Origin of the sequence: Bacillus mobilis (assembly GCF_001884045.1) — a bacterium.
GTDB classification, from domain to species: Bacteria; Bacillota; Bacilli; order Bacillales; family Bacillaceae_G; genus Bacillus_A; species Bacillus_A mobilis.
The window spans coordinates 23497-29496 of record NZ_MACF01000033.1 but is presented as its reverse complement, the minus strand read 5'-3'; the positions used below and the strand labels follow the sequence as shown (position 1 = coordinate 29496).

Below are 6000 nucleotides of genomic sequence, written 5' to 3'. Positions count from 1 at the left end.
CGGTTAAAGGAGCAGAGTACACGAAAGAAATCGTAGCTCGCATGGGCCGCGCCGGTACAGTTGGTGAAAGAAGCCTAGGCTATCCAGATGCAGGTGCACATGCACTTGGAGTTATCTTTACGGAGATTGCGGGTAGTTTGAAATAGGAATGAGAAGATCCCCTCTGCCTTGTGGTGGAGGGGACTTTTATATAGTTGGTAGAAGACTACTTCCGGGCTCTCTTTGTAAAATATGAGTTTGTTAATATTTTTGATAAAATCTTATTTCAAAACTCCAACTAATATTTCTCAACATTAATATATTGCAAATAGTTAGAATATTTAAGATAATCGTTTGTGAAGAAATAAATTATAAAAAAAGGGGGAATTTATTTTGTTACGTCGCTTATCTATTTGTACTTTATTAACAGCTTTTATTTTTACTTTGTTTACATTTAACGGCTCTGCTTTCGCGGCTACGAATACTACTGAAAATGAAACAGTAGTAGCAGCTTGTGCAAAGGGAGGTACGGTAGGTACATATGGTGCAAAGATGCGCAGTGGTTACACTGTGGGATCACCTGTCTTACATACATTTAATAGTGGTGAGAAAATTACTGGCACATGGGTAACAGGTGAGTATGTTCAAGGGCATTATAGTAATTCTAAACAGTGGTTAAAGGTTACTTATAAAGGGATGACAGGTTATGTATCCCATACAACATTATATAATGTTTGCTCATAAAACTATGTAATATAATAGCTTTTGAGATATTGAACTAATCCCTTCTAGGGATTAGTTCTTTTTATCTCCTTGAAAAATATCCATATTTGACTAAGTTAGTGTATAGATAACCATTTTTTCTAAGGATTTATTGGATTCATAGTTTTAATATCAGTTGTTAATTAGTATGGAGAAATTTATCATGCAAGAAGAGTGAGAAATCAAGAATTATAAAAAATTATAGTATCTTCGATTTATATGTTTATTTTTTATATAGAAACGAATAAGGAACAGAAAAAGTTATAAGTTTAAAGAGTTGAAGTGTTGAAAATGTATTGAGAAATTTTTTGGAGTAATAATATTCTGAAAATTAAATGTTTTGTATGTTTATTTTTGTTATTATGTTAGTAATCTATAGACAAAGGAGAAGGGGCTATATGAGTGTACACGTAATAAAAAAGGAAGAAATCACTTTACTTTTACATGATTGGTATCGAGAAATTCGTTCACAGAATTTCGTTAAGGCAAAGGAATTAAAACAAAGTATTGATACAAAAATTAATAGTATGGAAGAAAATCAAAAGAATACAGAGTTTTATTCACTTTTAGATTTTAGATTTAAAATGTTAAGTGCGGAGTTTTATCCTCATCAATCTGACATATCTAAGAATGATCTAAGAAAAATGAAGTTAGATGAAGCGCCATCAGATGAATCTTTATTATATTATTACCATTTCTTTAAGGCTTCTCATGCTACGATAAACGGTGATTTTAAGGTGGCTGAAAAGCATTATGGAATAGCAGAAGCTTTGTTGGAAAATATTCAGGATCCAATCGAAAAAGCTGAATTTAACTTTAAGCTAGCCAGCTATTATTATCATGTTTGCCAGCCTATTTTAGTTATTCAATATGCAACTAGAGCAAGAAATATATTTGAAGGGCTGTACGGGTATAGTAGGAAGGTCGCAGCATGTGACAATGTTCTTGGGTTAGCATGTGTAAAGCTAAATGAATTTGAGCAAGCAGAAGTTTATTTTATGTCGTCTCTGGATATTTTGAAAAAGCAGAATGAAGAAGAGCTAATGTTACGAGTTCGACATAGCTTAGGGGTTATGTATGCAGAGCAAAACCTATCTGATTTAGCACTTCGTTATTTATCAGAAGTATCACAAAAAATCCCGAATCACTTTAGAGCGATTTTTTTGGAAGCTAGAGAGAATTCAAAGTTAGGAAAAACAAAGCTTGCAGCCTCTTTAATTGAAAAAGGATTAGTAATCTGTAATGAACTAGAACAAAAAGAATATGAACATCATTTTACCATTCTAAAGGGAATGAATGAGAATGTTTCTGCTGAAGAATTAGAGTTAGCTATTTCTAAAGGAATTTCTTTCTTTAATGAAGTAGGTTTATGGCAATATGTCCAGGAATATGCTGAAAAGTTAGCGGTTAAATATCATAAAGAAGGAAATTCAATAAAATCTAGTGAATACTTCTATTTAGGATATAAAGAAAAAGAAAAAGGTTTTCAGAAAGGGGCTTTAAAATGAAAAGAATCATAAGCAGTTCAATTGGATTAATAATTACGGTCATACTATTAAATGGAGTAAATGTTTCAACGGAACAATCAAAGGTTAGTACAACAAGCGTTATACAATATACGCATGGAGAGCCGTGGGGTTGACGTAATATTGAAGTATAAAGAGTTATTAGATCAAAGTGAAGAAAAAGTAATTATTAGGTATATAGATGAAACGCTCAAATGAGCGTTTTTTTTATTTTATAATCAGATGTTTTATGTTCATATGTACCGCAGTAAAAGCTTATTCCTGACCAAAAAAAGACACCCTATGGTGCCTCCACCGGAATGGTATTTGTATTAACTACAACCACATCTATCAAGAAAATTAGGTTTTTTTCCACATGAAGGACATCTCGATTCTAGTATTTTATTCTTCAAATATCTCCGGCTTCTCCACTCTAAATGATTTCACCTCACCGCACTCTAAACAAAATGTAGTTAATAGTTTGGAACGTTTTCCCACTGAAAAGAGCCTACTAGAATCATCTTCACAAACATATGCATGATAAGCAAATCCAACTCTTCCTTCTTTAAATGTAGTAGAACCACAATTCTCGCATCGTTTATCCCGCGTTAACGGACAGTAAAACTCCCACCTCAAAATTCAGTTGGAGAAAAGAAGTTAGGTGGGAGATCAACTGTCCGTAAACGTCCGATTGGTGAAGGCTAATAATCAGTGGGGATGAACAAAACCCCCACTGATTAAAGTTTCACTTTATTTTTCATGCTACTAACACCTCTTTTGCTGTATTTTTAAAATAGAAGTAAAGCAACTTGGTTATACATGATGCTTTCGACATGATACAACATACCCCTTTATATATTCGCAAGTAAAACAACATAATACCCTATAAACCTCTATAACAATATGATTTTTCATATATCATTTAATGTATATCGGAAAAATAAGTATTAAAAGATTGATTTTTATTATTCTGATGATTATAATAAATGAAAATCAAACAATTCTTATGTTGAGAAGTGGAGGGACGGGCCCTATGAAACTTCGGCAACCTCGTTTTAGACGAAAGGTGCCAAATCCTGCAGGTGTAAAAACACCTGAAAGATAAGAGCGGTTCACTTAGTTAAGAAGGCTACTCTTATTTCGATAAGAGTAGCCTTTTTTATGGCTAAAAGCATAAAGGGGCAATAGGTAGTGGAGTATGGTTTTTGGTTACCGATTTTTGGGGGATGGCTTCGAAATGTAGATGATGAATCTATGCCGCCTACGTTTGAGTATGCAAAACAAACAGCGCAAGCGGCAGAACAATTAGTTTTTTCAACAACACTGATTGCAGAATTAAATTTAAATGATATAAAAGGTGTTTCAGCACCAAGTTTAGAGGCGTGGACAACTGCGGCAGCACTTGCAGCAGTGACAGATAAATTAGAGATTATGACAGCTGTAAGACCTGGCTTCCACAATCCAGCAGTCACAGCGAAAATGGCAGCGAATATCGATCAATTAAGTAATGGTCGTTTTACATTGAATGTAGTTTCAGCATGGTGGGAAGAAGAAGCGAGACAGTACGGCGGAGTATTTACCGCACATGATGAAAGATATGATCGCACAGAGGAATTTGTAACAATTTTGAAGGGGCTTTGGAAAGAAGAAGAGTTTTCTTATAAAGGGAACTTTTATGAGCTTCATGATACACATTTAAGTCCAAAACCTGTGCAGAAACAAGGCATTAAGCTTTATGCAGGTGGTGAGAGTGAGCGAGGAAAAGAGGTCATTGTAAATCACGCAGATGCATATGTAATGCACGGGGGAACAGTGGAAGAAGTAGCTGTGAAAATAGAAGATATGAAGAATCGTAGAAAGAAAGTTACAGAGGAGCCATTGCAGTCATTCGGGCTTGCGGCTTACGTCATTTGTCGTGATACAGAAGAAGAGGCAGTAGAAGAATGGAAACGCATAACGGATGTGAAAGATGATGCATTAGGTTACGCGGGTTACCAAGATTTTGTGAGTAAATCGCAGTTGGAACAGCAAGTGAAGCTCAATGATTATTCCGTATCGAATCGCGGGTTACGTCCTAATTTAATCGGAACACCAGAACAAATTGCAGAAAGAATACTTGCTTTTGAAAAAGTAGGTGTTACGTTATTACTTTTACAATTTTCACCACAGCTTGAAGAGATGAAACGATTTTCTGAAAAAGTGATGCCATTAGTTGAAGCAAAAAGAAAGGAATTGATTACAAATGAGTAAAATTTACATATTACATGAGAATAAGGAATGGACGGATCATTTAGTGAAAAGGTTGGAAGAACTGGAGTTACCGTATGAGGAATGGCTTTTAAATGAAGGAACACTTTCATTAGAACAAGAACCTCCCAAAGGTGTATTTTATAGCCGTATGAGTGCTTCTTCACATACAAGAGGTCATCGATATGCACCTGAGTTGACTGAAGGGGTTCTTGCTTGGCTAGAGGGATACGGGCGCACAGTATTTAATGGATCTCGTGCGTTACGCCTTGAAGTAAGTAAATTGAAACAATATGCAGCATTAAGAAAATTTGGGATACAAGTGCCGAAAACAATTGGTGCTGTTGGCCGTGATCATATAGTAAAAGCAGCAAAGGAATTAGGGGAAGTACCGTTCATTACAAAGCATAACCGTGCAGGTAAAGGCCTTGGTGTGCAACTGTTTCATTCCATTGATGCTTTAGAACAATATTTGGATGGTCCAGCGTTTGAAGAGCCCATTGATGGAATTACTTTAATTCAGCAATATATTGAAGCACCAGAGCCATATATTACACGTTGTGAGTTTGTAGGCGGCCAGTTTGTATATGCGGTTAAAGTAGATACATCAGAAGGATTTGAACTTTGTCCAGCAGATGCGTGCTCGATTCAAGATGCTTTCTGCCCAGTAGGAGAAGAGAGTAAGACAGAAGCGCCAACAAAATTTGAAATTATATCAGACTTCCACGAGCCAATTATTGAACAATACAAAGAGTTTTTGAAAGAAAATGAGATTACCGTTGCTGGTATTGAATTTATTCGCAGTGCGGATGGAACAATCTATACGTATGATATTAATACAAATACAAACTATAATTCTGACGCAGAGTCTGTAGCGAATCAATTTGGTATGCTTGAGCTTGCTACATTCCTTGGAAGAGAATTAGAAAAACAAGTAGAGTCAGTTAAATAGTGTATAAGTTTCTAGTAAAGTAGCACTGCAAGGAATATGGTCTATCGGCGAAAGAAGTTTAGGATATCCAGATGCAGGTGCACATGTACTTGGAGTTATCTTTACGGAGATTGCGGGTAGTTTGGAATAAGAATGAAAAGATCCCCTCTCCCTTATGGTGGAGGGGATTTTCTGTAGTTGATTGATATGTAATTTCGCTAGATGTTCTCTCCGGAAAGATATGTGTGTTTATAAATAATGAGATAAGGATTTTTAAAAGAAGTTCGTAGATTTTAAGCTGATTTCCCGTGATTCTCCTCGTCTTCAATTGTACTTTATTTATGTATAAGTATGTATAAACTAGTAAGGGAAATAGAGGGATAGAGGTTTATTTTGAAAGAAAATATTTTCTCAATAACTTTCAGATAATTTAAGTGTGATTAGAATACACAAACAAGGAACCCGATTGGATTCCTTTAGTCATATATGATTCAAGTTAAACCTTTAATACTTAAGCTATTTTCCTAATCTCCTAATGGAAATAGCTCAAGCAAATCCATTCATAATTTGTTTCAT

General features: G+C 35.1%; 7 protein-coding genes, 1 pseudogene and 1 riboswitch. Of the genes and pseudogenes, 7 read left to right on the top strand and 1 reads right to left on the bottom strand.

The features are described 5' to 3' along the window. The 4 genes from BAQ44_RS03585 to BAQ44_RS03570 form a co-directional block, all read left to right on the top strand. Positions 1-146 (top strand): DAK2 domain-containing protein (locus BAQ44_RS03585; protein WP_084669452.1); only part of this gene is annotated, 146 nt, incomplete at its 5' end. Between the two features lie 226 nt (positions 147-372). Next, positions 373-723, top strand: a complete 351-nt coding sequence (locus tag BAQ44_RS03580) for an SH3 domain-containing protein (RefSeq protein ID WP_071720769.1) — start codon at positions 373-375, stop codon at positions 721-723. 416 nt (positions 724-1139) lie between these two features. After that, entirely contained in the window at positions 1140-2249 is a 1110-nt protein-coding gene (locus tag BAQ44_RS03575) for a response regulator aspartate phosphatase (protein WP_071720767.1), read from the top strand. Further along, the gene (locus BAQ44_RS03570; protein WP_071720765.1) at positions 2246-2383 is read left to right on the top strand and encodes a Phr family secreted Rap phosphatase inhibitor; all 138 of its coding nucleotides are present in this window, start codon (positions 2246-2248) and stop codon (positions 2381-2383) included. The genes BAQ44_RS03575 and BAQ44_RS03570 overlap by 4 nt, the downstream gene beginning before the upstream one ends. A 265-nt stretch (positions 2384-2648) precedes the next feature. Here BAQ44_RS03570 and BAQ44_RS03565 read toward each other — a convergent pair whose 3' ends face one another. Further along, the gene (locus BAQ44_RS03565) at positions 2649-2882 is read right to left on the bottom strand and encodes a hypothetical protein (protein WP_071720763.1); all 234 of its coding nucleotides are present in this window, start codon (positions 2880-2882) and stop codon (positions 2649-2651) included. Between the two features lie 365 nt (positions 2883-3247). Further along, a riboswitch (SAM riboswitch) is annotated at positions 3248-3354 on the top strand. An 83-nt stretch (positions 3355-3437) separates the two neighbouring features. Here BAQ44_RS03565 and BAQ44_RS03560 point away from each other — a divergent pair. From BAQ44_RS03560 to BAQ44_RS31325, 3 genes and pseudogenes are all read left to right on the top strand, one after another. After that, entirely contained in the window at positions 3438-4496 is a 1059-nt protein-coding gene (locus BAQ44_RS03560) for an LLM class flavin-dependent oxidoreductase (protein WP_071720761.1), read from the top strand. Beyond that, entirely contained in the window at positions 4489-5445 is a 957-nt protein-coding gene (locus BAQ44_RS03555) for an ATP-grasp domain-containing protein (protein WP_071720757.1), read from the top strand. Before BAQ44_RS03560 ends, BAQ44_RS03555 begins: the two co-directional genes overlap by 8 nt. Positions 5446-5485: 40 nt before the next feature. Then, positions 5486-5575 (top strand): annotated as a pseudogene (locus BAQ44_RS31325) (DAK2 domain-containing protein); the annotation flags it as partial. Positions 5576-6000 lie beyond the last annotated feature (425 nt).

Coding starts and splice junctions, on each gene's coding strand:
- BAQ44_RS03575 (WP_071720767.1), top strand. CDS start 1,140: ATGAGTGTACACGTAATAAAAAAGGAAGAAATCACTTTACTTTTACAT.
- BAQ44_RS03570 (WP_071720765.1), top strand. CDS start 2,246: ATGAAAAGAATCATAAGCAGTTCAATTGGATTAATAATTACGGTCATA.
- BAQ44_RS03555 (WP_071720757.1), top strand. CDS start 4,489: ATGAGTAAAATTTACATATTACATGAGAATAAGGAATGGACGGATCAT.